Origin of the sequence: Nisaea sp. (genome assembly GCF_034670185.1) — a bacterium.
In the GTDB taxonomy this organism is placed as follows: Bacteria; Pseudomonadota; Alphaproteobacteria; order Thalassobaculales; family Thalassobaculaceae; genus Nisaea.
This window is the reverse complement of the sequence record NZ_JAXMNY010000002.1, coordinates 487,586-511,620: the sequence shown is the minus strand read 5'-3', so window position 1 is coordinate 511,620 and position 24,035 is coordinate 487,586. Positions and strand designations below refer to the sequence as shown.

24 protein-coding genes are annotated in these 24,035 nt (G+C 61.8%); 15 read left to right on the top strand and 9 right to left on the bottom strand.

Annotated features, from left to right (window positions below):
• Positions 1–34 precede the first annotated feature (34 nt).
• The 3 genes from VOI22_RS12035 to VOI22_RS12025 all read left to right on the top strand — a co-directional run bounded on the left by VOI22_RS12035 (position 35) and on the right by VOI22_RS12025 (position 2,041).
• The gene (locus VOI22_RS12035) at positions 35–775 is read left to right on the top strand and encodes a ComF family protein (RefSeq protein WP_323796720.1); all 741 of its coding nucleotides are present in this window, start codon (positions 35–37) and stop codon (positions 773–775) included.
• A 114-nt stretch (positions 776–889) separates the two neighbouring features.
• Positions 890–1,156, top strand: coding sequence for a glutaredoxin 3 (gene grxC / locus VOI22_RS12030; RefSeq protein ID WP_323796719.1), 267 nt, complete (start codon positions 890–892; stop codon positions 1,154–1,156).
• Between the two features lie 24 nt (positions 1,157–1,180).
• Positions 1,181–2,041, top strand: coding sequence for a carbon-nitrogen hydrolase family protein (locus VOI22_RS12025; protein ID WP_323796718.1), 861 nt, complete (start codon positions 1,181–1,183; stop codon positions 2,039–2,041).
• Between the two features lie 9 nt (positions 2,042–2,050).
• Here VOI22_RS12025 and VOI22_RS12020 read toward each other — a convergent pair whose 3' ends face one another.
• The 6 genes from VOI22_RS12020 to VOI22_RS11995 all read right to left on the bottom strand — a co-directional run bounded on the left by VOI22_RS12020 (position 2,051) and on the right by VOI22_RS11995 (position 10,882).
• Positions 2,051–3,172: an ABC transporter permease gene (locus VOI22_RS12020; RefSeq protein WP_323796717.1), complete on the bottom strand. Its 1,122-nt coding sequence runs from the start codon at positions 3,170–3,172 to the stop codon at positions 2,051–2,053.
• Between the two features lie 4 nt (positions 3,173–3,176).
• A complete protein-coding gene (gene rbbA, locus VOI22_RS12015; RefSeq protein WP_323796716.1) occupies positions 3,177–5,912 on the bottom strand; it encodes a ribosome-associated ATPase/putative transporter RbbA in 2,736 nt (911 codons plus the stop codon).
• On the bottom strand, positions 5,905–6,891 hold the full coding sequence (locus tag VOI22_RS12010) for an efflux RND transporter periplasmic adaptor subunit (RefSeq protein WP_323796715.1): 987 nt from the start codon (positions 6,889–6,891) through the stop codon (positions 5,905–5,907). Before VOI22_RS12010 ends, rbbA begins: the two co-directional genes overlap by 8 nt.
• A gap of 122 nt (positions 6,892–7,013) precedes the next feature.
• A complete protein-coding gene (locus VOI22_RS12005) occupies positions 7,014–7,970 on the bottom strand; it encodes an acetyl-CoA carboxylase carboxyltransferase subunit alpha (protein ID WP_323796714.1) in 957 nt (318 codons plus the stop codon).
• A gap of 82 nt (positions 7,971–8,052) precedes the next feature.
• Positions 8,053–8,973: a site-specific tyrosine recombinase XerD gene (gene xerD, locus VOI22_RS12000; RefSeq protein WP_323796713.1), complete on the bottom strand. Its 921-nt coding sequence runs from the start codon at positions 8,971–8,973 to the stop codon at positions 8,053–8,055.
• Between the two features lie 4 nt (positions 8,974–8,977).
• A complete protein-coding gene (locus VOI22_RS11995; RefSeq protein WP_323796712.1) occupies positions 8,978–10,882 on the bottom strand; it encodes a hypothetical protein in 1,905 nt (634 codons plus the stop codon).
• 354 nt (positions 10,883–11,236) lie between these two features.
• Here VOI22_RS11995 and VOI22_RS11990 point away from each other — a divergent pair, with 354 nt between their 5' ends.
• The 5 genes from VOI22_RS11990 to VOI22_RS11970 all read left to right on the top strand — a co-directional run bounded on the left by VOI22_RS11990 (position 11,237) and on the right by VOI22_RS11970 (position 15,514).
• Positions 11,237–11,818, top strand: a complete 582-nt coding sequence (locus tag VOI22_RS11990) for a shikimate kinase (RefSeq protein WP_323796711.1) — start codon at positions 11,237–11,239, stop codon at positions 11,816–11,818.
• A gap of 38 nt (positions 11,819–11,856) precedes the next feature.
• Positions 11,857–12,990 carry a 3-dehydroquinate synthase gene (gene aroB / locus VOI22_RS11985; protein WP_416366222.1) on the top strand — a complete coding sequence of 378 codons (1,134 nt, stop codon included), beginning with the start codon at positions 11,857–11,859 and terminating at the stop codon, positions 12,988–12,990.
• On the top strand, positions 12,990–14,348 hold the full coding sequence (locus VOI22_RS11980) for an HlyC/CorC family transporter (RefSeq protein WP_323796709.1): 1,359 nt from the start codon (positions 12,990–12,992) through the stop codon (positions 14,346–14,348). Before aroB ends, VOI22_RS11980 begins: the two co-directional genes overlap by 1 nt.
• A 48-nt stretch (positions 14,349–14,396) precedes the next feature.
• Positions 14,397–14,846 carry a CBS domain-containing protein gene (locus VOI22_RS11975; protein WP_323796708.1) on the top strand — a complete coding sequence of 150 codons (450 nt, stop codon included), beginning with the start codon at positions 14,397–14,399 and terminating at the stop codon, positions 14,844–14,846.
• A gap of 101 nt (positions 14,847–14,947) precedes the next feature.
• Positions 14,948–15,514: a DUF2889 domain-containing protein gene (locus VOI22_RS11970; RefSeq protein WP_323796707.1), complete on the top strand. Its 567-nt coding sequence runs from the start codon at positions 14,948–14,950 to the stop codon at positions 15,512–15,514.
• Here VOI22_RS11970 and VOI22_RS11965 read toward each other — a convergent pair.
• Positions 15,496–15,777, bottom strand: a complete 282-nt coding sequence (locus VOI22_RS11965; protein ID WP_416366221.1) for a ribbon-helix-helix domain-containing protein — start codon at positions 15,775–15,777, stop codon at positions 15,496–15,498. The two genes, VOI22_RS11970 and VOI22_RS11965, sit on opposite strands and share 19 nt — an antisense overlap.
• A gap of 195 nt (positions 15,778–15,972) precedes the next feature.
• The gene (locus VOI22_RS11960; RefSeq protein WP_028467722.1) at positions 15,973–16,239 is read right to left on the bottom strand and encodes a BolA family protein; all 267 of its coding nucleotides are present in this window, start codon (positions 16,237–16,239) and stop codon (positions 15,973–15,975) included.
• A gap of 117 nt (positions 16,240–16,356) precedes the next feature.
• Between VOI22_RS11960 and VOI22_RS11955 the strand changes: the two genes are divergently transcribed.
• The 6 genes from VOI22_RS11955 to VOI22_RS11930 all read left to right on the top strand — a co-directional run bounded on the left by VOI22_RS11955 (position 16,357) and on the right by VOI22_RS11930 (position 22,557).
• On the top strand, positions 16,357–16,935 hold the full coding sequence (locus VOI22_RS11955; RefSeq protein WP_323796705.1) for a J domain-containing protein: 579 nt from the start codon (positions 16,357–16,359) through the stop codon (positions 16,933–16,935).
• A gap of 68 nt (positions 16,936–17,003) precedes the next feature.
• On the top strand, positions 17,004–18,005 hold the full coding sequence (gene cobS, locus VOI22_RS11950) for a cobaltochelatase subunit CobS (RefSeq protein WP_028467724.1): 1,002 nt from the start codon (positions 17,004–17,006) through the stop codon (positions 18,003–18,005).
• A 26-nt stretch (positions 18,006–18,031) separates the two neighbouring features.
• Entirely contained in the window at positions 18,032–19,903 is a 1,872-nt protein-coding gene (gene cobT / locus VOI22_RS11945) for a cobaltochelatase subunit CobT (RefSeq protein WP_036555320.1), read from the top strand.
• An 87-nt stretch (positions 19,904–19,990) separates the two neighbouring features.
• Positions 19,991–21,511 carry a bifunctional UDP-sugar hydrolase/5'-nucleotidase gene (locus VOI22_RS11940; RefSeq protein ID WP_323796704.1) on the top strand — a complete coding sequence of 507 codons (1,521 nt, stop codon included), beginning with the start codon at positions 19,991–19,993 and terminating at the stop codon, positions 21,509–21,511.
• Between the two features lie 154 nt (positions 21,512–21,665).
• Positions 21,666–21,989 carry an NIPSNAP family protein gene (locus VOI22_RS11935; RefSeq protein WP_028467727.1) on the top strand — a complete coding sequence of 108 codons (324 nt, stop codon included), beginning with the start codon at positions 21,666–21,668 and terminating at the stop codon, positions 21,987–21,989.
• 106 nt (positions 21,990–22,095) lie between these two features.
• Positions 22,096–22,557 carry a dihydroneopterin aldolase gene (locus tag VOI22_RS11930; protein ID WP_323796703.1) on the top strand — a complete coding sequence of 154 codons (462 nt, stop codon included), beginning with the start codon at positions 22,096–22,098 and terminating at the stop codon, positions 22,555–22,557.
• 100 nt (positions 22,558–22,657) lie between these two features.
• On the opposite strand, the gene VOI22_RS11925 is transcribed toward VOI22_RS11930, so the two are convergent.
• A complete protein-coding gene (locus tag VOI22_RS11925) occupies positions 22,658–23,503 on the bottom strand; it encodes a branched-chain amino acid aminotransferase (protein ID WP_323796702.1) in 846 nt (281 codons plus the stop codon).
• Positions 23,504–23,669: 166 nt separating this feature from the next.
• Here VOI22_RS11925 and VOI22_RS11920 point away from each other — a divergent pair, with 166 nt between their 5' ends.
• Complete coding sequence (locus VOI22_RS11920; protein WP_323796701.1) at positions 23,670–24,035, top strand: DUF952 domain-containing protein; 366 nt, start codon at positions 23,670–23,672, stop codon at positions 24,033–24,035.

Here is a 24,035-nt window from a genome sequence, read left to right as displayed (position 1 = left end):
TCGGGCCGGAAAGGTGGGGGAGCGTGGCGGTGGCATGATCGGAAGTCTGGCGAGGCCGGCCGTGCATTTCGGACGGAGGCTGTTCGATCTGGTGTTGCCGCCGCGCTGCAAGAAGTGCGGCGCGCTGGTGGTTGAGGACGACGGCCTTTGTGCGGAGTGCTGGGCATCGGTAACGTTTCTCGGGCCGCCCTGGTGTGCCGGCTGCGGGTTGCCCTTCGAATATGAAGTTGGTGCCGGATCCCTGTGCGGCGCCTGTATGGCGGTCCCGCCCTTGTTCGATGTTGCCCGCTCTGCGCTGGCCTACGACGATGCCAGCCGGGAGATGGTCCTGCGCTTCAAACATGGCGGGGACGAGACGCTGTCCCGTCTGTTCGCTCGCTGGATGGTATTGGCGGGTGGGGATCTGTTGTTGGAGCCGGTGATCATCGTGCCGGTGCCACTGCATCCCTGGCGCCGGATCAGGCGGCGTTTCAACCAGTCGGCCCTGCTGGCGGCGGATCTTGCGCGGCTGACGGGACTGCCGACCGACCCGCGGTCGCTTGTCCGGGTGAAGCGCACACCAAGTCAGGGAGGGCTTGGCAAAAAGGCGCGCACACTGAATGTGCGCGGTGCATTTGCGGTCCGCCCCGACCGGCGTGAGCGGATCGCGGGACGGCGTATTCTCCTGATCGACGATGTCTGGACCTCCGGCGCCACAGCGGAAGCCTGTATCCGGGCATGCCGTAGGGCGGGTGCGGGGCCGGTCAGTTTCCTGACGCTGGCGCGTGTTCTTTAGTCCATGCATGGGATCGTGATATTCAGCCGCTTGCGCCCGTCCGCGCGAAATGCTGGATTGACGGGCTCAGCGTCCCTATTTGGGTGCGGTAAGCATTCTCAAGGAGATCACCCGATGGCCGAGGTCGAAATCTATACGACCATGTTTTGCCCGTTCTGCGTTCGCGCGAAAAAGCTTCTGGAGTCGAAGGGCGTGCCTTTCACGGAAATCGACGTCAGCACCAGCAGCTCGAAGCGCGCCGAGATGACCGAGAAGGCAAACGGGCGCTATACCGTGCCGCAGATTTTCATCGACGGCGCCGGGATCGGCGGATCGGACGAATTGGCGGCGCTGGAAGCGAGTGGTAAGCTCGACGAAATGTTGCAGGCGAAAGCCTCCTAAGCGTCTGTTCAGGGGATCGATCCGATGTCGAAATTCACCGTAGCGTGCGTCCAGACCAACTCGAAGCCGGACCCGGCGGTGAATATCGCCGAGGTCTCGCCGATGATCCGGGAGGCGAAGGCGCGTGGCGCGCACTTCATCACCACCCCGGAAATCGTCGGCATGTTCGAGCCGGACAAACCGGCGGCGCGGGCCAAGGCGAAGCTGGAGGAAGAGCATGAAGTGCTCATCGCCTTCCGTGGCCTCGCGGCTGAGCTCGGTGTTTGGCTGCATGCGGGCTCGCTCTCCGTCAAGCTTGCGGATGACGAGCGGCTTGCCAACCGCAGCTTCCTGATCGCGCCCGACGGCAACATTGCCGCGCGCTACACCAAGATCCACATGTTCGACGTGCAAGTTGGCGATGGTCAGGTCTATCGGGAGTCGGCATCCTACAAACCCGGTGAGGAAGGCGTTCTCGCCGAGACCCCCTGGGGCACATTCGGGCTGACCATCTGCTACGATATCCGCTTCCCCTATCTCTACCGCTCCCTCGCCCAGGCGGGCGCCAAGGTGCTGTTCGCTCCGGCCGCCTTCACCAAGGTGACCGGTGAAGCGCACTGGCACGTTCTGCAGCGGGCCCGGGCGATCGAGAATGGGTGTTTCGTGGTCTCCGCCGCCCAGTGCGGCACCCACTCCAAGGGACGCCAGACCTACGGCCACTCGATCATTGTCGCGCCGTGGGGCGAGGTGCTGGCCGATGCGGGCGAGGAGCCGGGCATCATCACGGCCGAGATCGATCTTGCAAAGGTCGACGAAGCACGCGGCAAGGTGCCGTCCCTGACCCATGACCGGGAATTTGCGGGGCCGAACCTCTATGATGCGGCCTTGCGCGAGGCAGGCGAGTAGCCAACTGCTCTAGCGCGTGCCCATGGCGATGCGAAAGCGCGACAGGGCCATCGCGAAAAAGAGGCAGCCGATACCAAACATGATGGCCAGCTCCGGCCAGATCAGGGTGATCGGCGCGTCCCGGTAAATCACGGCTTGCGAGAACCGGACGAAATGCGTCGCGGGGGACAGCTGCATGATCCGTTGCAGCATCTCCGGCATGCTCTCCAGCGGCGTCTGGCTTCCCGACAGCAGGTGCAGAATGACAATGACCGGGATCGCAAGCAGGGCGAACTGGGGCATTGACCGGGTGAAGGTCGACAGCATCACGCCGAGTGCCGCGATCGAAAACAGGAAAACCGAAGCGCCGAATGCGAACAGGGGGATCGATCCTGTCAGGGGCACGCCGAGGCCCCGGTGCACAACGATTTCCAGCGACAGCAGCGCGGCGGTGACAATGACCAGACCGTTCGCCCAGATCTTCGAGATCATGATTTCCACTGCCGTCACAGGCATGACCAGCAGATGCTCGATGGTGCCATGCTCGCGTTCGCGGATCACTGCCGCGCCGGCAAGAATGACGGCCATGACGATGATGTTGTTCACCACCTCCATCACGGCGTTGAACCAGACGGCTTCAAGGTTCGGGTTATACTTCACCCTGATCTGCAGGGCCGCTGCCGCGTTGGCGTTCGGTTCCGCCCGGCTCATGAAGCGGGCGACCTCCTGATCGACAATAGATGAAATGTACCCGGCGCCGTTCCCGGCGATGGTCATGGCGGTCGCATCGACATTGAGCTGCACTGCCGGAAGGCGCCCCCGCTGAACATCCATCTCGAAGTTCGCCGGGATATCGAGCACGAATGTGTATCTGCCGCTGTCGAGTACCGTGTCCACATCGGCGATACCGATGATGGCTGGTGGCTTGAAATAGGGTGGCAGGAATGCCCCCCTGAGGCGGTGCGACAGAACGGAATCATCTTCGTCGACGATGGCGATTGCCGCGTCCCTGAGCTCGGTCTCGACACCGTCGGCGACGGTGTAGACGCTGACGCTGAAGGTATAGATGATCAACCCCATCAGCACCGGGTCGCGGGCCAGGCTGTAGATTTCCTTGATGCCGAGGCGGAGGATGATCAGCAGAGAGCGCATGGCATCAGCGCCCCTGTTTCGGCAGGGCGATGGAGGAAATCACCCAGTAGGCCACGCAAAAGACCGCAAGCATGGCGAGATTGGGTGCCAGATCCGCGACCGGCAGGCCCTTGTTGAAAACACCGGCGCTGATCTTCTGGAAATAGGACGCGGGGAAGGCCTCACCGATAATCCGTCCGGCGGTATCCAGAGTCGCGACCGGGTGCAGCATGCCGGAGAAATTGATGGTCGGAACCAGCACGATGATTGCTGTTCCGAACACTGCGGCGACCTGCGACGTGGCCACGGTCGAGGCGAGGAGGCCGAACCCGGTGGCCGCGGTGGCGTAGAGCACCGCACCGACCAGCAGGACAAGGACGCTCGACTTCGGCGCCAGATCGAAGAGCAGGAACATCATCAGCATCATCGTGCAGAAACTGACGAGCGCGATGCCGATATAGGGAAGTTGCTTGCCGACCAGAAATTCGAAGCGGCTGGCCGGGGAGGCGTAGAGATTGGTGATGGAGCCCAACTCCTTTTCCCGGACGACCCCGAGCGCGGTCAGCATGGCGGGGATCATCATCATGAGCATCATCAGGACCCCGGGCGGGATGGCCTGCTGCGAGGTAAAGCCCTGATTGTAGCGGAACCTGACCTCGATGTCGGTGAGCTGCTGCGTTGCCGTATCCGTTCCATTCCGGGTCGCGAGCTCCGACAGGAAGGAATTGAAGGCGCCTTCCACATAACCGCGCGAGGTCTCGGCGCGGCTGGTGTTGGCGCCGTCCAGCCAGGCAGAGACCTCCGGCTTCCGTCCGGCAGCAAGGTCGCGGCCGAAACCGGGAGGCAGGACGAGGGCAAGGCTGATCTCGCCCCTTTGCATGCGGCGATCCAGGTCTGCGACATCCTGCAGCTCCGGCGCGGCGCTGAAATAGCGCGAGCCCTCGAACTGACGCAGAACCATGCGGCTCTCACGGGTGCGGTCCTGATCCAGCGCTGCATAGCGCATATCTTCGACATCGAAGGATATCCCGTAACCCATCGACAACATCAGAAGGAGCGGGCCGAAAATGGCAAAGGCAAGCCGGATCGGATCCCGGCTGAGTTCGTATGCCTCGCGCCGGGCGATGGCCCACAGCCGGCTCGGAGAGAACAGGGCCGGCACCGCGCTTTCCTCGGTGGTTTGCAGAGCATCGATGGCCTGCTCCTCGACGGAAACCACGCCATCATTCGCCGCAGCCTCAAGATGTTTGATGAAAGCCTCTTCCAGCGTATCCCGGCCGGACTCCGCCACCAGCGTGTCCGGCGTGCCCATCGCCAGCACGCGGCCGGCATGCATGAGCGAGATACGGTCGCAGCGCTCCGCTTCGTTCATGAAATGGGTCGAGATGAAAATCGTCACGCCGTCATCGCGGGAGAGTTCGGTGAGCAGGTTCCAGAAGACGTCCCGGGCGACCGGATCGACGCCGCTTGTCGGCTCGTCCAGAATCAGCATTTCCGGTTTGTGCAATACGGCGACCGCGAGTTGCAGGCGTTGGCGAATGCCGAGAGGCAGGGCATCCGGTCGCTTGTTCATAACCGTGGCCAGGCCGAAACGGTCGGCCAGTTCCGCGATCCGTTCCCTCTTCCGTTTTCCCTCGATCCGGAAGAGGCCGGCATGCAGGTCGAGATTCTGGTGCACGGTCAATTCGCCATAGAGCGAGAAAGACTGGGACATGTAACCGACCCTCCGGCGCATCTCCATGCTGTCGTTCCCGATCCGTTTGCCGAAGATCCGGGCCTCACCCTCGGTCGGCGTCAGCAAGCCGGTCAGCATTTTCATGGTCGTCGTCTTGCCGCAGCCGTTCGAGCCGAGGAAGCCGAAGATCTCGCCGCGCTCGATGCGGAAATCGACATGATCGACGGCGGTGAAGTCGCCGAACGTCATGGCCAGTCCGGATGCTTCGATAGCGGGCGCTTCGCCGCTCTGGGCCGTGCTTTCCGGTTTTGGCCGGGCAATGAACCCTGCACCGCCATTGTTTGGAAGCAGGGCCAGGAAAGCGTCTTCGAGGTTGTCTGCCCCAGCCTGTTCTTTCAGTTCTTCCGGCGTTCCCTCGGCAAGAATACTGCCGTCATGCATCGCAATCAGATGCTCGAACCGCTCGGCTTCGGACATGTAGGCGGTGGCGGTGACGATCGTCATCCAGGGGCGACGGTTGCGGATTCGTGCGATCAGCTCCCAGAACTGGCGGCGGGAGAGGGGATCAACGCCAGTGGTCGGCTCGTCGAGGATCAACAGATCAGGGTCGTGTACCAGGGCGCAGCAGAGCGCTAGTTTCTGCTTCATGCCGCCGGAAAGTTTCTCCACCGGCCGGTCGCGGAACGGAGAAAGCCCGGTCGCTTGTAGCAACTCGTCCGCCCGCTTCCGCCGCTCGCTCTCGGACTGGTCGTAAAGCCGGGCGAAGAAGTCGAGATTCTCCGCGATGGAGAGTGTCGGGTAGAGGTTCTTGCCGAGGCCCTGCGGCATATAGGCAATCCGGATGCAGACCCGGCGCCTGTGATCCTTGCTCCGTAGATCTCCGCCGAACAGCTCGACCGTCCCGCTTTGGATTTTCTTGGTGCCGGAGAGCAGCGCCAGCAATGTGGATTTACCGACGCCATCCGGGCCGATCACGCCGACTGTCGATCCGGGTGTGATGTCGAGGTCGATATTCCGCAGCGCGTCCATCCGCCCGTAGCAGTGGGAGACTCCCGAAAACCTTATGGGAGGTGCGGTCTCAGCCATCGCGCGGAGGCAGCTTGACGGTAAATTCCTCCGGCCACGGCATCTCGGGGTCCGTGCGGACAATGGCGATGCCCGGAATCCCCGCCTTCACCAGCCGTTCATAACCGTCGAGGATATCTTCGGGGATCGTGACCTTGACCCGGAACATCAGTTTGTCCCGCTCGCTTTCGGTTTCGACATAGCGCGGCGTGAACTGCGCTTCCGAAGCGACGAAGGTGACGGTTGCCGGGATGATATATTTCGGAGCCGCGTCGAAGATCAGCCGGGCTTCTGCCCCGTAAGCGAGCCGCCCGGCGTCACGCGTTGGCAGATAGACCGTCATGTAGACCCGTTTCAGATCCAGCATGGTCGCGATCTTGCCGCCCGCCGCGATCACTTCGCCGGGTTCCGCCAGCCGGTACTGGATCCGTCCGGCGACCGGCACGGCAATTTCATATTCCCTGAGATCGGCGCGAATGCGTTCCACCGTTGCCTCGCGGGCCGCGATCGTGGCTTTCGCACGGGCGATGCCCGCTTCGGCGGAGGCGACGGACGCAGCGGCGGTCGCGCGTTGGCTGCGCCGGCGATCCACGGTCTCGCCGCTGGCAAAGCCTCGCTCGCCGAGCGTCTCGGACCGTTGCATTTCCTGGTCCGCCAGCACCAGCTCGCTTTTGCGCTGGGCCAGCAGGGCCCGGGCTTCGTTCAGCGCCTCCCGCGCTTGCAGAACGGCGGCGTCCGCTTCCCGGAGCTGGGCTTCGATTTCGGTTGAGTCCAGACGGGCGAGGAGCTGCCCTTCGGAGACCATTTCGCCTTCGGTCACCAGCACGTCACGGATGCGGCCGGAGAATTTGCTGGCAATATCGATCCGTTCGGCCTCGAGCCGACCATTGGAGCGCGCAAAACCTTCGGGCAGGTCACTTCCGCGTTGATCATACCAGTAGAACCCGCCCGCGATTGCGGCGAGTAACAGCACTATCAGAATGGTGCGATAACCGAGCATCCAGCTGTTCCCTCAATCGGTGCCGATGTCATATGGCTCCAATGTAGGGGACATATCACCCGGTGCAAAAAGGGGAATTGTGCCAGATCAATTCGAACCGTCTGAGGGGCGGAAAAGACCGGTCAGGCGAGGCCTTTTTTGCCCATGTCGAGGAATTTACGGCGGCGGTCGGCTTTCAGCTTGCCGCCTTCCACACCGACGAGCGTGCGGAGATTGGCTTCCACGGCATCGCCAAGGGCATCGAGAGCTGTTTCCTGGTCGCGATGGGCTGCGCCGAGCGGTTCCTGAACGATTTCGTCGATCACGCCGAGGTTAAGAAGATCTTTCGCCGTCAGCTTGAGTGCTTCCGCCGCGTCGCGGGCATGGTCGCCGTCGCGCCAGAGGATGGAGGCGCAGCCTTCCGGAGAGATCACGGAATAAACCGCATGTTCCAGCATCAGCACCCGGTTTGCCGCGGCCAGAGCCACGGCGCCGCCGGATCCGCCTTCACCGACGATGGAGGCGATGAGCGGAACCTGGAGGGAGAGGCAGGCATCGATGGAGCGGGCAATGGCCTCGGCCTGACCGCGTTCCTCGGCGCCGACGCCGGGATAGGCCCCGGCTGTGTCGATGAAGGTCAGAACCGGCAGTTTGAACCGATCTGCCATTTCCATCAGGCGGCGGGCCTTGCGGTAACCCTCGGGCTTCGCCATGCCGAAATTATGCGTGATGCGCTCTTCCGTCGTGCCGCCCTTCTCATTGCCGATGATAACGGCAGAGAACCCGCGGAAACGACCGATGCCGCCGACAATTGCCTTGTCCTCGCCGAAGGATCTGTCCCCTGCGAGTGGCGTGAAATCTTCGACCAGATGGGCCAGCACCTGCTTGAAGTGTGGCCGGTCCGGGTGCCGTGCTACCTGGACTTTCTGCCATGGCGTCAGCTTCTGATAGGACTGCCGGAGCTGACGCTCGACCTTAGCCTGAAGCTTGCCCACTTCCTCGGCGATATTGATATCGCCCTCGGAAGAGAGGTGACGCAGTTCCTCGATCTTGCCTTCAAGATCGGCGATCGGCTTTTCGAAATCCAGAAAGACGCGCATATCCGTCGAATCACTATGTTGGGAAGCGCGGAACCATACCTGTCCGGGCCTTGGGTTACAACGTCTGGATTGCCACGGCGGATCAGCTTTTTTTGCCGGGCTTTGCCAGTGGGTGATGTTCGGTGACCAGTGCTTTCAGCCGCTCGGTGAGCACGTGGGTGTAGATTTGCGTGGTCGAAATATCCGCATGCCCGAGCATCTGCTGGACGCTTCGGAGGTCCGCGCCGTGATCCAGAAGGTGAGTCGCAAAAGCATGTCTCAGTACATGGGGCGAGACGGTGGCGGGCCTTAAGCCGCATGCGATGGCGAGTTCTTTCAGAAGTTGTCCCATGCGCCTGCGGGTAAGGTGGCCTTCACTGCTTCGGGACGGGAAAAGAAACGGAGACGTCGCGCCTTCGGGCAGGTAGCTGCTCCGCGCTTCCTTATAGGCGACGATGGCGTCCCGGGCGGCATCGGTCAGGGGCACCATGCGTTCCTTGCCGCCTTTTCCGCGGACGATCAACACACGGGGGTCGCGCGCGACTGACGCAAGCGGGAGCGCGACGAGTTCCGAGACCCGGAGGCCGCTGGCATAAAGGATTTCGAGCAGGCAGGTCAGTCGCAGCCCATCGGCGCCATCCTTGTTGCGGGCGGCGGCGAGTAGCAGGTCGACCTCCGTCTCGCTCAGGACCTTCGGCAGCGGACGTCCCTGGCGCGGACTGTCGATGGCGGTGGAGGGATCGTCACTCCGGTCTCCCTCGCTATAGAGGAAGCGATAGAATTGCCGGATCGCGGAGAGCCTGCGGGCCGCAGTGCGGGGCGCCATGCCGGATTTCTCCAGCAGATCTAGATACGCCCTGATGTCGTCGCTGGAAGCGGTGCCGAGCGATTGCTTGCGCTTCACCAGACTGCCGGCGAAGTCCCTCAGGTCGCGCTTGTAGGCGTCGACCGTATTCCCGGACGCGCCACGCTCGGCAATCAACATCTCAAGAAAACGCTCGATGGACCCGCTATCCGGGCTCACCCGCTCACTCGCCCGCAGTTGCCGGGGCAGGCGTGCTGGACGCCGCCAGATAGATGTCCAGCGAGAGCCGGTAGGCGTCTTTCTGCAATCCGAGTTCCGACAGAGCCCGGACGCTCTCGGTAAGAGTTCCGGTATCGTAGTCCAACAATTCGGCACCGGAGAGTGAAAGCACGGTCAGCAGGGCGCCCTCTCCGAGACGGCCGTTCCCGGCAGCGTCGCGGCGAGCCCAAAGCAGGGCGGGCGGTGGCGTTTTCGTGTCTTTTGGTGCCGCCTGGTCGATCAGGCCGCGCCAGACCGTGCCGGGCGTTTCCGCACCGGTTGCTTCCAGCAGGCCGAACAGCAATGTCGCGCGTGCCGGGGCGTTCTCGGGGCCAAGGTTGCGGACGCCACGCCACCATTCCCGCAGGAAGTTTTTCTCAAGCGGGACATCTTCGCCGGCGGAAAGACGGGACATGATGACCGCATCGCGCCAGGCGGTTGCCTGTTCCGGTCCCATGCGCGCCTCGCGGGCGGCCATTTCCATCCAGGGCGCGGCGGCGTCGCTCATGCCGGCGGCGATGAAGGCGGATGCCGCGTCGGCGGCGAACCAGGCATAAGGAGACGTTGTCGGGATTTCCTGGATCAGCGGGGCGTAAAGCCGGGCCGTGGCACCGTAGCGGCCTTCTCCCCGGCCAAGATTGAGAGCTTGCTGGATGGCCTGGGCCCGGGCCAGCGGCAGGGTCTGGCTGGCGATTGCCCGGTACAGCAGGGCGCGGCCATTTGCGCTTGGGTCGGCCGCTGCGGCTGTGAGCGCGTTCTGCATTTGCGACGGGTCGATATCGACCAGCTCATACAGCGCGATCAGTTCGCTCCGGTCCACCAGACCAAGCCGTTCGCCGCGCTCGGCAAGACGCAGCCGGTCCTCGAAGCGCAAAGCCTTGAAGGAGGTCAGGATCGATATCAGGGACGGCGGAACCGCATCGGGGTCCGGCATGGAGGGCGCCACACCGGCAGCCCGCATCATGGCGATATCCAGAGGCCTGAGCTGTGCCGCTTCCGGCATTTGCGGCAGGTCGGACACGGTGCCGCTGACAGCGCGCATCAGTTCGAAATAGCGGGCATCCTGGTCGCCGAGTTCCAGCATCAGGCGGAGATTGAATTCAACACTTTCCCACTCGTCGGCAAGGGCCTGACAAAAGGCTCCCGCCTTCTGCCAGTAACGATCCTCTGGCAGGGACAGCATGGCGTCGCGGGCAATGGCGCAGCTTTTGCCGGTATCTCCGGTCAGGAAGCCGGCATCGGTTTTAAGCCGGGCGCGTAATGCCGGTGGCAATGCTGTCTCGTCATCACCGGCCGGAACACTGTCGAGAAGCCGGATGTAATCCGGCCAGGCCCCGAGACGCTCGAGGGCGTCGATACGGGCCTTGACGATGCTCGTCCGGTCGGCCGGGTCGGTAGCCTGGGGAACAGCGGCCGGGCTCAGCAGAATGCGCAACATCAGGTCGCGCAGGGAAGCGGTCGCCGGAGCTTCGCCAACCAGCGCCAGCATGCGCTCGATTGCACTGCGGGGCGTGCCGTCCCACATGGTGGCCGGCAGGGCCGATTCGTCCTGGCCAATGGTCCCGACGCTCTCTCCGGAAACCCTGTCCAGGGAATTGATGGAAATGCCGTCCTTGGCGTCCGCCGCGCCGCTGCCCGCCGGCGGACTGGGGGCCATCTCGACTGCGTCGGTGGCGCTATCGGTGGTGCTGCCTGTGCCGGATGCCGGCGGAAGCAGCGGTTTCGGAGCGCCGAGGGATGGCAGTAACGGCTTGGGCGCGCCCTGGGCCAGCGTATCTCCTGCCGAGAACGGCAGGGACAGAGCCAGCATCAGGACGCAGAAACCGGCGCGCAGATGCCTGGTTCGGCCGTTAGCGGGGGAATTTATCATTGGGGAGGACCTGTTCGATCTGGCTGGTCGGAGCCGGGATGTCCCACGTGGACAGGAATGCAAAGCCGCCGCCAAAGAACAGTGCTATGACGATAACGACCCAGAGCGTCAATTTCATGCTGCGGACCCATGAATTACGGTTTCACGCGACACTGGTCCGGCCGACCGGCGCGCAACGTCCCCAATGCGTTTACAACGCCATATCGGGAAAGTTATGCTAGCGGCAGAATATGACGCGTTTGCGGCAGCATACCGACCGCATCCAGTGAGTTCAACGAGGGAGAGGAAAGGAGAGGTGCCGGATTTGACTGGAAACGCTATCTGCGTCTCGTCCGGAGCCAGAACCTGCTTCCCATGGTGAATCACTCTGATCTGGCGGAGACGCCACAGCCCCACCCGAAAAGCATCGTTCTCGTCGGCCTCATGGGGGCCGGGAAGAGCAGTGTCGGGCGCCGTCTGGCGCAGCGGCTTGGTATGCATTTTATTGACGCGGACCGGGAGATCGAGGACGCGGCCGGCTGCACGATCAGCGAATTTTTCGAGCGTTTCGGCGAGGTCGAGTTCCGTCGTGGCGAGCAACGGGTCATCCAGCGCATCCTGAGTGGCCCGCCTGTCGTGCTTGCGACCGGCGGTGGTGCCTTCATGGCGGAGGAGACCCGGGCGGCAATCTCCGAGAACGCGGTGTCTCTCTGGCTCAAGGCCGATATCGACGTCCTTTTCGAGCGTGTCAGCCGTCGTCAGGGACGTCCGCTGCTGGCGCAGAAAGACCCGAAGGCGGTCCTCACGAAATTGATGGAAGAGCGCTATCCGGTTTACGAGAAGGCGGATCTCTGGATCGAATCGCGCCGGGGGCCGCTCGAGGCGACGGTCGATCAGGCCTACGACGTGCTCATGAATTACTTCGAGGATGCGTGCAAAGCCGTTCCCGCCGAATGAGCCGCATGACGGAACCGATTTTTTTTGAAACAGGAAATATGATGACGACGACCCAGACGGTTCCCGTGGGCCTCGGAGAACGCAGCTACGATATCCGCGTCGGACCCGGGCTGATCGAGAATGCAGGCGATGAGATAAAGCCTCTGATCAGGGGGAACAAGGTCTTCGTCATTACCGATTCGACGGTTTCCGGGCATTGGCTCGATCCGCTCAAACGGTCGTTGCGTGCGGCTGATATTACGGTGACGACCATCGCCGTGCCGCCGGGCGAATCATCCAAGAGCTTTGCCGATTTCGAGCATGTCTGCTGTCGCATGCTGGAAGACGGTGTTGACCGCCGAACTGCTGTGATTGCGCTCGGCGGCGGTGTGGTCGGCGATCTTGCCGGCTATTGCGCGGCGTCCGTCATGCGCGGCCTTGATTTCATTCAGATCCCGACCACTCTGCTCGCGCAGGTCGATAGTTCGGTCGGCGGGAAGACCGGGATCAACACGCCGCAGGGCAAGAATCTGGTCGGTGCGTTTCATCAGCCGAGGCTGGTGCTGGCCGATACCGGGACGCTCGATACCCTGCCGAAGCGCGAAGTGCGGGCGGGCTATGCGGAAATCGTCAAATACGGCCTGATCAGGGATCCGGCCTTCTTTGAATGGCTTGAACAGCATGGCGCGGCCTTGATTGCTGGCGACGAGGCGGCACGGATTTCCGCGGTCGTTGAAAGCTGCAAGGCAAAGGCCGAGGTAGTGGCCGCGGACGAGCGGGAAGCCGGGCTACGCGAATTGCTGAATTTCGGCCATACGTTCGGCCATGCTCTTGAAGCCGCGGCCGGATTCGACGGCACGCTGCTGCATGGCGAGGCGGTATCGATCGGTATGATCCAGGCACTGGAGCTGTCGCGTCGCCTCGGCCTTTGCGCCGGTCAGGATGCGGAGCGGGCGCGGGCTCATCTCGGAGCCATGGGGTTGATGACGCGTGTGGCGGATATACCGGGAGCCGCGCAATGGGATGCGGAGGCGCTGCTCGCCTCCATGCGCCGGGACAAGAAAGCGCGTGACGGGATGATCCGGTTCGTGTTGGCGCGAGGGATCGGCGGTGCCTTTACCAGCGACGATGTCGCGCCGGATGCCGTGCGCGCGATGCTGCAGGAAGACCTTTCGGTCGCGGCGGGCGTCTGATGGAAGAAGAACTCCTGGATCTTGTGGACGGTGAACTGTTTCTGACGATCGGGGCCATTTTGCTGCTGATCGTGTTTTCGGCGTTTTTCTCCGGATCGGAAACCGGTCTGACGGGCTCGTCCTATGCCCGGATGCACCAGCTGGACCGTAAGGGCGACGAGCGGGCATCCCGTGTTCTCGCGCTGCGGGAGCATAGCGAGACCATGATCGGTGCGATCCTGATCGGAAACAACATCACCAACATCCTGGGTTCTGTGCTGGCGACAACCGTGTTCCTGCGGCTTTTCGGCGAGCATGGTGTGGTCTACGCGACCCTTGTCATGACGGTCGTGGTCGTGATTTTCGCCGAAGTCCTGCCGAAGACATATGCCCTCAACAATTCCGATCGGGTTGCACTTGCCGTCGCCCCGCTGATCAACGCCATCGTCTTTATCCTGAGCCCGATCGCCAAGATTGTACGGGCCATCGTCCGCTTGCTCCTGTCCATGTGCGGTATCAGGATTTCCGAGGAGTTCGGTCATTCGGAGCAGGAAGAGGAATTGCGCGGCCTGATCGAGCTGCATGGCCACAAGGTCGAGGTTGACGAGGAAGAGGTGCGCGAGGAACGGGCCATGTTGCGCTCGATCCTCGATCTGAGCGAGGTCTGGGTCGAGGAGATCATGACCCACCGGCGCCAGGTTGAAATGCTGGATGTCGAGGACTCTGTCGAGGACATCATCTCGCAGATCATGAAGAGCCCCTACACACGGTTGCCGATGTTCAAGGGTGACCATGACGAAATCATCGGCGTCATCCATGCAAAGGCGGTTCTGCGCGCCGTGAAGGGGCTGAGCGGCGAGGAGCTGGAGAAGCTCGATATGCGGGAGGTGGCGTCGGACCCCTGGTTCATTCCGACCACCACGACCCTGCTCGATCAGTTGCAGGCTTTCCGCGCCCGGCGTGAGCATTTCGCGCTCGTGGTTGATGAATACGGGGCTTTCCAGGGCATCGTGACCCTGGAGGATATCATCGAGGAGATCGTCGGCGAAATCAGCGACGAGCACGATGTCGCGGTCGCCGGTGTGCGGCCTCAGGCGGACGGATCCTACGTCATCGACGGCACTGTGACGATCCGGGACCTCAATCGGGAATTTGACTGGGACCTGCCTGACGGCGAGGCCTCGACCATCGCCGGGCTGATCCTGCATGAGGCCAGAACCATCCCGAATGTGGCGCAGGAGTTCGTTTTCCACGGTTTCAGGTTCAAGATTTTACGCCGTCACCGCAACCAGATCACCTTGTTGCGGGTCTCCAAGGAAACGCCGACGGAAACCGAAAATGAAACTCTTGAAACGACCCGGCTCCCAGATGGCTCCTGATTTGGTATAATCTTTTGAGATAAAGAAAAACCTATCAGGGAGAATGCCATGGCCAGACACATCGTGCCGGATGTGGTGAGTAAACAGGACCTCTCGTCGCTGTCCCCCAAAGAAACGGTTCTCACGGCCGCGAAACTCATGACGAGCCGCAAGATTGGTGCGCTTCTCATCCTTGATGGCGAGAAACTGGTTGGAATTCTCTCGGAACGGGATATCGCGGGCCGTCTGGTGGCGGAAGAGAAGTCTCCGGGGGGAACGCTGATCGAGGCGATCATGACTCCGAAACCCGAAACCATCGGCCCCAAGGCCTCTGTGATGGATGCGTTGCAACGCATGCAGGAAGGCGGCTTCCGTCACCTGCCTGTGGAGGAGGGCGGCAAGATCATCGGTATGGTCTCGATCCGGGATATCTATGCGGCCGTCCGCGAGGACCTGGAAGAGGCGGTTCTGGAGCGCGAGGCCTTCATTTCTGGCTCGGGAATGGCCGGGCTTCCCTGACCCGGGGGCAGGTTTGCCCCGCTTGGGGAGTTGTCGGGAATTGACTTCGGCGCGGTCCGGAATGATTTTTGCCGCAAAGCAATATCAATCCGGAGAGATCAATGCCCCTGACCAGCCCGGCGTCGCGCCGCAAAGTCCATACGCGCCGTGTCACCTGCGAGGGCTTTCGCCGCGATGACGGTCATCTCGACATTGAGGGGCATATCACGGATGTAAAGACTTACGAGGTCCCGAACAGTTTCAGGGATGGCATTCCGGCCGGCGAGCCGATCCACGACATGTCGATCCGGCTGACTGTCGATGACGAACTCACCATTCTCGCGGTGGAGGCGATCACCGACGCCGGGCCGTTTGCAATCTGCCCGGACATTACGGTGAATTTCCAGCGCCTGAAAGGCATCAGGATCGGGCCCGGCTGGCGCAAGAAGGTGCTTTCCGCGCTTGGTGGTGCCGAGGGGTGCACCCATCTGGTCGAACTGCTCTGGACGATGGCGACCACCGCTTACCAGACGCTTTATGGCGAAAGCGCCCGCAAACGGCGGGAAACCGGAGAGGAAGAGCCGAAGCGGACGGGGCGTCCACCACTCCTGAATTCCTGCCACGCCTTCGGGGAAAGCAGCCCGGTCGTCAAGGATATCTGGCCTGAATTCTACAAGGACCCGGCGTAACGGTTGTTGTACGGCGTGTTGCGGAATTCCTCCGTCTGCCGGAACACCCTGGTCATGATCGAACGCTCGGAATCCCCGGGTGTGTCGCGCTCCAGGCTGATTGCGAGGACGCGAAAATAACCCAGGATGAAGACCCGTGTTGCCGAGGTGAGGGATGTGTTCACCCTGTGCTGATTCACAATTCCGCAGATCTGATGAATGGTGAGTTTTTCCCGCGCCGCGATCTGGGCGAGCGCGTCCCACATGGCCGGCTCCAGCCTCATGCTGGTTCGATGGCCATCGACTAATACGTTCTTGCTTAAGAGAGTTGACACCGTGTTATCCGCAAACGTTCTGTCCTAGCCGGATTTCGGCAGATTAAAGTCTGGTGTATCAGTGTATGTAAATTGAACGCAACTAAAAAACGATTATTTATACATTGATCCTCTATTGATTGCATTTTAACTATTTTGGCCCGGTCACTCCTGCGGCGCTTTTGCCCGGATAGACAGGGCGTGGACACGGTCCGCCAACTCCGCGGCAAGCACCTCATGCACCATGCGCTGGCGGTCCACACGGGATTTTCCCGTGAAAGCGTCGGACGTGATCTCGACATTGAAATGGGTTTCCCCACCCTCGCGCCAGCCGCCATGGCCCTGATGTTTCTGCGAGTCGTCGATGACCGCGAGATGCTCTGGCGTGAACGCGGACGTTAATTTGACTTTGATCGTCTCAGTCACGGACATTAACTTGTCTCCCTGTTTGCCCCCCTCCGGGGAGCTATCTGGTTTATATGGCGGGGCGAGAACCGCATTTTCGATGTCTAGCATGGGCTGGACCAGCGACAATTTGGAATCCACGGTATGCGGAAGGCGCAGAGCGAATCCCTGAAGATCGACACTTACGGTACCGAACCCGGTTACCGGCACTGCGATGCGCCTGGATGCAGGTCCGTGGGCGAGCACCGGGCGCCCAAGGCGCGCAGTGACCTATCCGACTATTACTGGTTCTGCCTCGATCATGTCCGGCAATATAACAAGCAATGGAACTACTACGAAGGTGCGTCTGCCGAGGAGCTGGAGCGGGAGATCCGGCGCTCGGTCACCTGGGACCGGCCGACCTGGCCGCTGGGCACCGCCGCCGCATATCGCAAGTTTGTTGCCGGTGAATACAGAGACCCGTTCGGTGCGCTCAATGGTGACGAGGACATGGAGGCGGCGTCCGGTTCCGGTCCCAAGCGTCCCGGCAGCGAGACGGCAGAGGGAAAAGCTTTCGCGATCATGGGGTTGGCCCCGCCGGTCACCGAGCTGGAGTTGAAAACCCGCTACAAGCAGCTTGTGAAAAAACATCACCCCGACGCGAATGGCGGGAATAAAGAGGCCGAAGAACGGTTGAAAATCATCAACGAGGCCTATACGACTTTGAAAAAGTTTCTAACTTGAAGGCTTGGGAGCCCGGTTACGGTTGCTCCCGTACCTGATAGTCACCCACATCATTTGGGAATAGGGCCATGTCGGCAGCACATGTTTACGAGCGCAAGCCTGCGCACCATATCGAAGCCCCGGACACCGAGGTCTCGGTTCGCGAGACCTTTGGCATCGATGTCGATATGAAGGTACCGGCTTTCAGCGAGCCGAGCGACTACGTCCCGACGCTGGACCCGACCTATCTGTTCGACAAGCAGACCACGCTCGCCATTCTGGCCGGTTTCGCTCACAACCGCCGGGTCATGATCCAGGGCTATCACGGCACTGGAAAATCGACCCATATCGAGCAGGTCGCGGCGCGCCTCAACTGGCCGTGCGTCCGGGTGAACCTCGACAGCCACATCAGCCGTATCGATCTGATTGGCAAGGACGCGATCGTTCTGCGCGACGGCAAGCAGGTCACAGAGTTCCGTGAAGGTATCCTGCCCTGGGCGCTGCAGAACAGCGTGGCGCTGGTGTTCGACGAATACGATGCCGGCCGGGCCGACGTGATGTTCGTGATCCAGCGCGTGCTGGAAGCCGACGGCAAGATGACCCTGCTGGACACCAACAAGGTCATTCATCCGAACAAGTATTTCCGCCTCTTCTCCACTGCCAACACGGTCGGCCTTGGCGATACCACCGGGCTCTATCACGGCACCCAGCAGATCAACCAGGGTCAGATGGACCGCTGGAACGTGGTCACTACGCTGAACTATCTGCCGCATGACCGTGAGGTGGATATCGTTCTGGCGAAACTGCCGAGCTACGATACGCCGGAAGGCCGCGAGACGATCTCCAACATGGTCTCGCTGGCTGATCTCACCCGGGCCGGTTTCATCGCCGGAGACATCTCCACCGTTATGTCGCCACGGACTGTGATCACCTGGGCCGAAAACGCGTCCATCTTCGAGGATGTCGCGACGGCATTCCGCCTGACCTTCCTGAACAAGTGCGACGAGGTCGAGCAGGCCACGGTTTCCGAATTCTATCAGCGTTGCTTCGGGACCGATCTGCCGGAGACCAGCATCCGCGCGGCGGAATAGAGAAAAAGCGGCGCGGACAGGACCCGATGGCATCTATGGCGGACGACGACCGGCTTGAGGATTTCAAGCGCGCGACAGCATCCTGCGTGCGGGCGATGGCCCACGAGAAGGAGCTTGAGGTCACCTATGGTGCGGATCAGGCCAGTGTCTCGGGTGACCGGGTGCGCCTGCCGTCCCCGCCGCGCGGACTTCCGGCCGAGGATGTGGCGCGGGTTCGCGGCGAGGCAGACAGCCTTGCCCTGAAGCTCCGCTTTCATGATGCGGCGACCCATGCCCGCCGCCAGCCGTCCGGTCAGGCCGCGCTGGAAATCTTCGATGCGGCCGAGCAGGCCCGGGTCGAGGCGCTTGGTGCCATGCGGATGTCCGGCGTTGCCCAGAACCTCGAAGCGGCGATGGAGCAGCGTTACCAGAAGCAGGGCCTGGAAGGCGTCACCGACAAGGACGAGGTTGCTCTTTCCGAAGTGGTCCGGCTGATGGCCCGCGAGGCGATCACCGGCTCTCCGCCGCCGGAATGCGCGCAGGGCGCGGTCGATCTCTGGCGTCCGTGGGTCAACTCAAAGATCGGCGACACGCTCTCGGAGCTGTCGAGCCATCTCGAGGACCAGGAAGCCTATGCGGAACTATCCCGCCAGTTGATCAGCGAACTCGATCTTGAAATTGGCGACGACGGCATGACCGACGAGTCGAATTCCGACTCCGAGGCGGAAGACGATGGCGGCGAAGGCGAGGAGCTGAACGATAGCGGCACGCAAGGCACCGCGGAAGACAGCACATCCTCCGAAATGGTTCCGTCCGATATGGATTCCGGCGACGAGGCCGGTGAGGGCGAAGATACCGAGGATGGCGACTTCGAGCCCGGCGAGGGTGACGAGCAGCCGGCCAATCCCGGCACACCGCCGCAGATGCACAATGCCGACGACAGCAACCGCTTGCTGAAGAGCTATCACGCCTACACGACCGAATATGACGAGGTCGTCAGGGCGGACGAACTCTGCGACGCGGAAGAACTGGCCCGGCTGCGGGCGCTGCTGGACCAACAGCTCAGCCACCTTCAGGGCATGATCGGGCGGCTCGCCAACCGGATGCAGCGCAAGCTGATGGCAAAGCAGAACCGCTCCTGGCAGTTCGATCTGGAAGAAGGCATTCTCGATGCCGCGCGGTTGTCCCGCGTGGTGGTGCAGCCGGACAGCTCGCTCTCCTACAAGATGGAGAAGGATACGGATTTCCGGGATACGGTCGTGACCCTGTTGATCGACAATTCCGGCTCCATGCGCGGCCGGCCGATCTCCATCGCGGCGATGAGCGCGGACATTCTCGCCCGCACGCTCGAGCGCTGCGGCGTGAAGGTCGAGGTTCTCGGTTTCACGACCAAGGCCTGGAAGGGCGGCATGTCGCGGGAAAACTGGATTCAGGGCGGCAAGCCGGTCAATCCAGGACGTCTCAACGATCTCCGTCACATCGTCTACAAATCTGCGGACGCGCCCTGGCGCCACGCGCGGAAGTCTCTCGGCCTGATGTTACGCGAGGGTATCCTGAAGGAAAACATCGACGGCGAGGCCCTGCTCTGGGCGCACCAGCGCCTGCTGGCACGGCCGGAAGAACGCCGCATCCTGATGGTAATTTCAGACGGCGCGCCGGTTGACGATTCTACGCTCTCCATCAATCCGGGGAACTATCTGGAGCGCCATCTGCGCGAAGTCATCCAGTATATCGAGAACAAGTCTCCGGTTGAGTTGGTCGCGATCGGTATCGGGCACGATGTGACGCGCTATTACCGCCGGGCGGTGACAATCGTGGATGCCGAGCAGCTTGGCGGGACCATGATGGACCAGCTGACCAACCTCTTCGACGAGGATACGCCACGGAACCGCCGCGCGGAGATGCGCCGGTCCGCCTAGCGGAATAGCCGAGGCTTTTCATGGTGGTTGGTGAAATTTCCCGTAAAACAGGCTAGTCTTCGACTGGTCTGTTTACGGAGAGAAGCCATGCGCGCCGCGCTCCATACGTTACTGCTGCTCACGCTGTTCGCTGTTTGCGGGTCTCCGGCCTATGCGGAGCCGCTGCGTCTGTCGATCGTTCACGTGAATGACTGGGATCGGCTCGATGCAAGGGACGGGGCCGGTGGGGCCGCGAAGATCGCCAGTATTGCGCGTTACGAGCGTGATCGGGTCGAGGCCGAAGGCGGGCAGGTGCTGCTGACCTTCGGCGGCGACATGCTCTCGCCCTCCCTGTTGTCCGGCTTCGACAAGGGCGCCCATATGGTGGCCCTGGCAAATGCCATCGGTTTCGATGCGGCCGTACTCGGCAATCATGAATTCGATTTTGGCCCGGATGTCCTGAAGCAGCGTCTGAAGGAAGCCAAATATCCGGTCCTCGGCAGTAATATCTCCTACAAGGGCAAGCCCGGCTTTCCCGGTGCCGAGCGGTCGCGCCTGGTGACGGCGGGTGAGTACAAGATCGGGCTTCTCGGTCTGACCACGACCGATACGCCGAGCCTTTCGAGCTCCGGCCCCGATGTCGGTTTCGCGCCGCTCGCCGAAACGGCTAAGGAGGTCGTGGCGGAGCTGCGCAAGGACGGCGCGGACCTTGTCATCGCCCTGACCCACGCGGTTTATCAAAAAGATCTGGAGACGCTGCGTCAGGTGGCCGGTATCGACATTCTGCTCGGCGGTCACGACCACCTCGTTCTGGTGCTCTATGACGGAAAGCAGGCCATCCTGAAGTCCGGCAGCCAGGGTAATTTCGTCGGGATCATGGATCTCACCGTCGACCGGGTCGAGGGCCGGAACGGGCCGCAACTGGTCTGGCAACCGAGCTTCTCGCTAATCAATACAACAGATGTGGAACCGGACCCTGTCCTTGCGGCGAAAGTCTCGGCCTTTAGCTCAAAGCTGGACCGCGAACTTGCGATCGAAGTCGGTGTCACCGAGGTCGCGCTCGATACCCGTCGGGCCTCCGTGCGTTCGGCGGAAAACGCTTTCGGGAATCTGATTGCCGATGCGATGAGGACGGCGACAGGTGCCGATGCGGCGATCACAAACGGTGGCGGTATTCGCGGGGACACCAATTACCCGGCGGGCCGCACGTTGACCCGAAAGGATGTGCTGACGGAATTGCCCTTCGGCAACCGGACGGTGACCATGCGGCTGAAGGGATCGGACCTGCGCGCGGCCCTGGAAAACGGGGTCTCGCAGGTAGAGAAGGGGGCTGGCCGTTTTCCGCATGTTTCCGGCATCAGTTTTGCCTTTGACGGCCGCAAGCCAGCAGGCTCCCGGGTGTCTGAAGTGAAAGTCGCGGATACACCTCTCGATCTCGGCAAGGTCTACGTCATTGCAGTCAACGATTTCATCGCCAGAGGCGGTGATGGCTACACCGCTTTCGAGAAAGGCGAGATCGTCGTCGATGCAAGTTCGGCGCGCCTGATGGCAAGCCAGGTCATCGACTATGTCCAGAAGAGCGGTGGCGTCAAAGCCGGCGTTGAGGGACGGGTGCGCCGCCTGGACTGATGTTCCCGGACTGATCTTCTTGGACTGATCTTTTTGGGGCTGATGCCCTGGGACTGTCTCCCTGCCGTCGCGCCTCTAATTCCTGCTCGGCGCTGGAGGGGGCGCGCTGCACCGCTTATGCTGCGCACGGACTTTGAATTTTTGGGAGGATTCCATGCTGCTCGACGTACGTACCTATACCTGCCGTCCCGGCTCCATCAAAAAACATCTCGAGATTTACGAGAAATACGGCAAGGCGCCGCAGACAAAGCATCTGGGCCAGCCGCTTGCCTACATGGTCACTGAAACCGGCAACCCGAACCAGTATATCCATATCTGGGTCTACGAGAGCGCGGGCGACCGCGAAGCCAAGCGGGCGGCCATGTGGGCCGATCCGGATTGGCTCACTTATACCAAGCACAGCGCGGAATTCGGCGGCCTTGTGGAACAGCAGAACATTCTGATGAAGCCGGTCGATTTCTTCGATATCAAAACCTGACATTGCGTCGCCCTGATCCAGCCGTCCTGTCGGAAATTGCGGTTTCGTGACGGATTTCGGATGTTCGCGGAGCGCTCAATGCGATACGCATGGCGGCTGGATCGGGATGAAACGAAGGGAAGAGCCGGTGGCGAGAGACCTGATTGGCGATAATGTGACGCCGCTGGATGTGGTCCGCGATGCGGCCCCCAATGCGAAACCCCGTTCAGGCTACACGGTGCGTATCCGTGACCTCGTGCTCAACATGTTCATCGGCGTGCATGAGTTCGAAAAGGCGGACCCGCAGCGGGTCAAGATCTCGGTCGACCTGACCCTGGATTATCCGGAAGAGGGTATCGGCAGCCATTACAGCCGGGTCTTCTGTTACGAGACCTTCATCGGTCGTATCCGCATGATCGCCGAAGCGGGACATGTCCTGCTAGTCGAAGGGTTCGCGGAACGGATTTGCGAGCTCGCTTTCGATGATCGCCGCGTGCTGGCGGTAAAGGTCGAGGTCGAGAAGCTCGATATCTTCAAGGATGTCGGCGGCGTCGGCACCCTGATCGAGAAATTCCGTCCGGAAAGCTGAGCCGCCGGAAAGCTGACCCGGAGGAACTTCCGCAGGCCAATCGTTCGTCAATCCGCAGCGAAGCCGCCACGGATTGACGCTGTTTGTTGCGCGCCGCTCCCTAGAGCGCCGCGTTTTTCTTCGCGTAACCCCAATAGAGTTCACGACAACGCGCGGCGATCGGTCCCGGCTGCATTTCCCTGTCCTCGAACCGGGATACCGGGGTGACCTTGGCATGGTTGCCGGTGGACCAGAGCTCATCTGCTTCCCGCAGGTCCTTCGGGGTGACGGTCGCTTCCTCAACGGTCACGCCATCCTCACGCAACAGCTTGATGATGCGCTGGCGGGTAATGCCGTTCAGGAAGGTTCCGTTCGGCACCGGCGTTCTCACCACGCCGTCCTTCGCCATGAAGACGTTGGAGGTGGCGAATTCGGCCACGTTGCCGACCGGATCCAGCATGATGGCATTATCGAACCCGGCTTCGTTTGCTTCGCGCAGGGCCCGACCGGCATTCGGATAAAGGCAGGCGGCCTTGGCATCGGTCGGCGCCTGATCCGGGGCCGCACGGCGCCGGCTGGAGATATGGGCGGAAAAGCCCTTCGGCTCCGGCAGTGGCGATTCGAAGATATGCAGCATGAAGCGCGTGGTTGCCGGGTCCGGATAGATCCAGCCATCCTCGGCCCACATCAGCGGCTTGATATAGAGCGCGGTGTCGGCCGGGAATTTGGCGATACCCTCGCGGGCCAGGCGTTCGATCTCCTCGGCGCTGACCGGGGACTTCATGCCCATCTTTTCTGCCGAGGCGCAGGCGCGCTGGCAATGCCGGTCGAGGTCCGGCGCGGTCCCCTCAAAGGACCGGGCGCCGTCGAAAATCACCGACCCGAGCCAGGTTGCGAGGGTTGCCGGGCCGAGAACCGGCGGATTGCCTTCTTGCCATTCGCCATCGAGATACGTCAGCGACTTCATTGGAATGCTCCAGAATAGATTTTTAGGTCTGGCGGGGGTCAACGGACGCGCCCCGAAATTGGCAACCAGCTTAGCTCGCCGCCCGGCGCAATGCCAATCACGCAATTGTCTCCAGGAAGAGCGGAACAATTTGAGATTGGCCGGGTCGGCGGCTACTCTCCCGGCCATGACACAGCAAGCACCATTCAGGTGGATTTACCACCTCTCGCGCCGGGCCGACTGGGATCGTGCCAAGGCAGCCGGTTCCTACGAAGGCTCCCGTGAGGATACGGCCGACGGATTTTTGCATTTCTCGACGGCACTTCAGGTCGTCGGAAGTGCGGCGAAGCATCGCAGCGGAGAGTCCGGTCTCGTACTGCTCGAGGTGGACAGCGCGGTTCTCGGTGAGCCCCTGAAGTGGGAGCCGGCCCGTGGCGGGGAGCTGTTCCCGCATCTTTACGGCCCGTTGCCGGCCAGTGCTGTTGTCGCCGAATTCGATCTGCCGCTGGGCGAGGACGGTTTGCATGTCTTCCCCGCGATGAAGGCGGAGTAG

Excerpts from the sequence above, each read along its gene's own strand:
- VOI22_RS12035 (WP_323796720.1), top strand. The coding sequence starts at position 35 with ATGATCGGAAGTCTGGCGAGGCCGGCCGTGCATTTCGGACGGAGGCTG.
- grxC (WP_323796719.1), top strand. The coding sequence starts at position 890 with ATGGCCGAGGTCGAAATCTATACGACCATGTTTTGCCCGTTCTGCGTT.
- VOI22_RS12025 (WP_323796718.1), top strand. The coding sequence starts at position 1,181 with ATGTCGAAATTCACCGTAGCGTGCGTCCAGACCAACTCGAAGCCGGAC.
- VOI22_RS12020 (WP_323796717.1), bottom strand. The coding sequence starts at position 3,172 with ATGCGCTCTCTGCTGATCATCCTCCGCCTCGGCATCAAGGAAATCTAC.
- rbbA (WP_323796716.1), bottom strand. The coding sequence starts at position 5,912 with ATGGCTGAGACCGCACCTCCCATAAGGTTTTCGGGAGTCTCCCACTGC.
- VOI22_RS12010 (WP_323796715.1), bottom strand. The coding sequence starts at position 6,891 with ATGCTCGGTTATCGCACCATTCTGATAGTGCTGTTACTCGCCGCAATC.
- VOI22_RS12005 (WP_323796714.1), bottom strand. The coding sequence starts at position 7,970 with ATGCGCGTCTTTCTGGATTTCGAAAAGCCGATCGCCGATCTTGAAGGC.
- VOI22_RS11995 (WP_323796712.1), bottom strand. The coding sequence starts at position 10,882 with ATGATAAATTCCCCCGCTAACGGCCGAACCAGGCATCTGCGCGCCGGT.
- VOI22_RS11990 (WP_323796711.1), top strand. The coding sequence starts at position 11,237 with ATGGTGAATCACTCTGATCTGGCGGAGACGCCACAGCCCCACCCGAAA.
- aroB (WP_416366222.1), top strand. The coding sequence starts at position 11,857 with ATGATGACGACGACCCAGACGGTTCCCGTGGGCCTCGGAGAACGCAGC.
- VOI22_RS11980 (WP_323796709.1), top strand. The coding sequence starts at position 12,990 with ATGGAAGAAGAACTCCTGGATCTTGTGGACGGTGAACTGTTTCTGACG.
- VOI22_RS11975 (WP_323796708.1), top strand. The coding sequence starts at position 14,397 with ATGGCCAGACACATCGTGCCGGATGTGGTGAGTAAACAGGACCTCTCG.
- VOI22_RS11970 (WP_323796707.1), top strand. The coding sequence starts at position 14,948 with ATGCCCCTGACCAGCCCGGCGTCGCGCCGCAAAGTCCATACGCGCCGT.
- VOI22_RS11965 (WP_416366221.1), bottom strand. The coding sequence starts at position 15,777 with ATGAGGCTGGAGCCGGCCATGTGGGACGCGCTCGCCCAGATCGCGGCG.
- VOI22_RS11960 (WP_028467722.1), bottom strand. The coding sequence starts at position 16,239 with ATGTCCGTGACTGAGACGATCAAAGTCAAATTAACGTCCGCGTTCACG.
- VOI22_RS11955 (WP_323796705.1), top strand. The coding sequence starts at position 16,357 with ATGCGGAAGGCGCAGAGCGAATCCCTGAAGATCGACACTTACGGTACC.
- cobS (WP_028467724.1), top strand. The coding sequence starts at position 17,004 with ATGTCGGCAGCACATGTTTACGAGCGCAAGCCTGCGCACCATATCGAA.
- cobT (WP_036555320.1), top strand. The coding sequence starts at position 18,032 with ATGGCATCTATGGCGGACGACGACCGGCTTGAGGATTTCAAGCGCGCG.
- VOI22_RS11940 (WP_323796704.1), top strand. The coding sequence starts at position 19,991 with ATGCGCGCCGCGCTCCATACGTTACTGCTGCTCACGCTGTTCGCTGTT.
- VOI22_RS11935 (WP_028467727.1), top strand. The coding sequence starts at position 21,666 with ATGCTGCTCGACGTACGTACCTATACCTGCCGTCCCGGCTCCATCAAA.
- VOI22_RS11930 (WP_323796703.1), top strand. The coding sequence starts at position 22,096 with ATGAAACGAAGGGAAGAGCCGGTGGCGAGAGACCTGATTGGCGATAAT.
- VOI22_RS11925 (WP_323796702.1), bottom strand. The coding sequence starts at position 23,503 with ATGAAGTCGCTGACGTATCTCGATGGCGAATGGCAAGAAGGCAATCCG.
- VOI22_RS11920 (WP_323796701.1), top strand. The coding sequence starts at position 23,670 with ATGACACAGCAAGCACCATTCAGGTGGATTTACCACCTCTCGCGCCGG.